The sequence below is a fragment of the Desulfobacterales bacterium genome (assembly GCA_028704555.1).
In the GTDB taxonomy this organism is placed as follows: Bacteria; Desulfobacterota; Desulfobacteria; order Desulfobacterales; family JAQWFD01; genus JAQWFD01.
Genome location: JAQWFD010000093.1, coordinates 1 through 2,673, shown reverse-complemented (window position 1 = coordinate 2,673; position 2,673 = coordinate 1). Strand labels below are relative to the sequence as shown.

Annotated in this window: 2 protein-coding genes; one reads left to right on the top strand and one right to left on the bottom strand. The window is 49.6% G+C overall.

Features of this window, described 5'->3' with window-relative positions:
* Window positions 1-153 precede the first annotated feature (153 nt).
* The gene (locus PHQ97_16130) at window positions 154-2,061 is read right to left on the bottom strand and encodes a DUF4838 domain-containing protein (protein ID MDD4394261.1); all 1,908 of its coding nucleotides are present in this window, start codon (window positions 2,059-2,061) and stop codon (window positions 154-156) included.
* A 106-nt stretch (window positions 2,062-2,167) separates the two neighbouring features.
* On the opposite strand from PHQ97_16130, the gene PHQ97_16125 reads away from it, so the two are divergent.
* Window positions 2,168-2,673, top strand: a 506-nt coding sequence (locus PHQ97_16125) for a hypothetical protein (GenBank protein MDD4394260.1), incomplete at its 3' end; no start/stop codon positions are given.

Sequence of the window (2,673 nt, the reverse complement as noted above, 5' to 3'; positions counted from 1 at the left end):
CTTGTACCCCCGATACCCATTCGTCATAGCGTCTACCCCCCTGCTTTTTTTTTCTTCTCACTCCCGACTCCCTACTCCCTACTCCCTTACTCCCTTACTCCCTACTCCCTTACTCCCTTACTCCCTACTCCCTACTCCCTTACTCCCTACTCCCTACTCCCTCACTCCCTCACTCCCTACTTGATTAAACGGATGCAAGTCCGCCCAGGAAAACTTCCGGTCGAAGCGGATCGGGTGCACCAGAACGGGATCGGTTTCGAACTGGTCGATCAGACGCTTTCGTTTCCGTTGCATCATTTTATACCAGGCAGGGGATTTTCCGGGTTGACGGGTATCGGTATACAGGCCCAGGTAGGATACGGCCGAGGCTTCATAGTATTCAAAGGCGCGCAGCAGCAGCCGGGCGCGTTTTTTATGGATCGGGGTCCGGGCCTTTTCAACTGCGGTTTCCAGCAGGCGGCGGCTTTCGGAAATATCGTCAAAGGTGACCAGCTCCAGGTAATCCGGCAGCCAGAAATGCAGGAACTGGCCGCGGGGGGTAAACCATTTCGTGTTTCTGATCCGCTGCGTCCAGAACGTTTCCCACAGCGTATAATACCGGGCCAGGTACGGGGCAGCTTCCTTTCCAACGGCCCGCTCGTACCATTGGTTCAGGATCTGATCCACATCCGCATACGGGTTCCACATCAGCTTTGCCGCCACATACAGTTTGGGGCCTTCCCCCCAGTTGGGGCAGGCCTCGGCATACACCGCGCTAACCCCGTGGTCAGCGCCGAACCGGTAATATCCGGCCATCTGGTGAAAATAAATCCTGGGCACATGGTACACGCTGCCGTAAATGTAGTCGTACCAGCCGAGCATCTGCGTCTTTTTATCCCACGCGCGGGTCACCTGATGCCCGATTGATTCCACGGATGCATCGATCCACTTCATCCGGTCATAGGTCATGAAGGCGATGATCCGCGGATGCACGGGTTCCATTTGCGGCGGCTCCAGGAGGTTGTCATAGGCCAGGCACCCGAACCATTTATCCGGAAAACGCGCCAGCACGCCTTCGGCTACCGCGTTGGCCCATTTAAAATAGAGCTCCGAGCGGTCCGGATAGCCGGTAAAATTCTTTTGCCCGCTGTCGGCGGCCGCGCAGAGTTCACACTCACAGAACCCGCCGAAATCATTGATGCCAAGGGAATATGTATCGATCTTAGCATCATTCGGAAGCCTCTGGTCACAGGCATTATCCTCCCGGTAGCTGCGTGGTGAATCTGTTTTTTCAAAATACGCGCATATGTTTTTGATTGCCGCATCCACAATACCATCGGCCGAAAGGCACGGCTGCCACCCCTGACTGCGGTTATCTTCCGGAATTTTCCGCTGGCCGTTTTTTAACGGAAAAAACCCGGGATGGCTCTTTTTATAGGTTTGCGGCGGATAGATCCGGTTCAGGTTATGGGAGAACCGGACATGGCCTCTCAGCCGCAGATGGGTTGCCCACTGTCTCTGAACCGGGTTGGGAAATCCGCTCATCTGCCGCGAAAAAAAAACCGGTTTTTCCCGAATCACCGTTCGCGGAACTTCAAAAGACGGACTTTCAGGTACATCCACCCCCAGCGGCCCGGGAAACAGCCATCTCACCCCCACAAACCGCTCTAAAAATTCATATACGCCAAACTGAGCGCCCGAATCGGTCAGGGCGCTGATGACAATCTCATCCCGGCCGCTCGTATCGATCACAAACCCGTCCGGCCACAGGGCCTTCATGCCCGCATAAACCGGGTCTTTTTCGTCAATTGTTTTGATGGATATCGGTACCGGCCGCGGATCAGCTTTTTCTTTTAGAACCGGAACCGTTGCCCCGGTGCGTTTTTCAATACAGGCTGAAAGCTCTGCGGCCGCCGATGTCACCCGGTCCGACGCATCCGGCGCCACCCGGATCCAGGCATTTGCAACCCCGTCCGACACTATCGTCATGGGCTGCTTCGATTCCACATCTCTTAAATGAAACACCCAGAAGAGGTTCAGGCAGATCAGTAATGCTGCAATCAGCTTTAATTTATTACTCATTTTTATTTTCAAAGCAAAAATTGGGTCAGCATGGCTGATTTTCATCACCCAATCTGGGGCAGAAACATACATTCGATTAGCTTTTACCATCAGCTGTTGTGAGATCATGTTTGAACAGTACGATCAAAGTGCCGATTACCGATCTGCTTTTATTAATGCTGTTTATCATATGTATCAGAAGACAAATAACAACAAAAGCATTGATTTGACAGTAGATGATTTTGACAAAACATCAGACGAGACTCTATTACTTATTCTCGAGAATATCCTTGAACAGGATAGTAAAGTAAAAACAGAATATGAAAGAGTTAAAAGCAAACTTCCATATGAACGATTCTATAACGCAAACAAAATTATTTTGGTAGAGGCAACTAAGAATGTTTCAGATTCATTTATAAAGATGTCAAATATGTTTGAAACATTAAATAAGCCTTTACTTACATCCATTAACAGCGCTATGAGTAGCATTATCGTTCCTACTATTGATTTTCATAGAATGACTATTGCAATTGATAATATACCTAAATTTGATTTTCCTCAATTACAGTTAGCGATATCTAGCCTTCCAAAGATTAACTATCCAGAAATAGCATCTGTCTTGGCTAATATACC

Bases quoted from the DNA above. Each gene is read 5' to 3' on its own strand.
- PHQ97_16130 (MDD4394261.1), bottom strand. From the start codon at position 2,061: ATGAGTAATAAATTAAAGCTGATTGCAGCATTACTGATCTGCCTGAAC.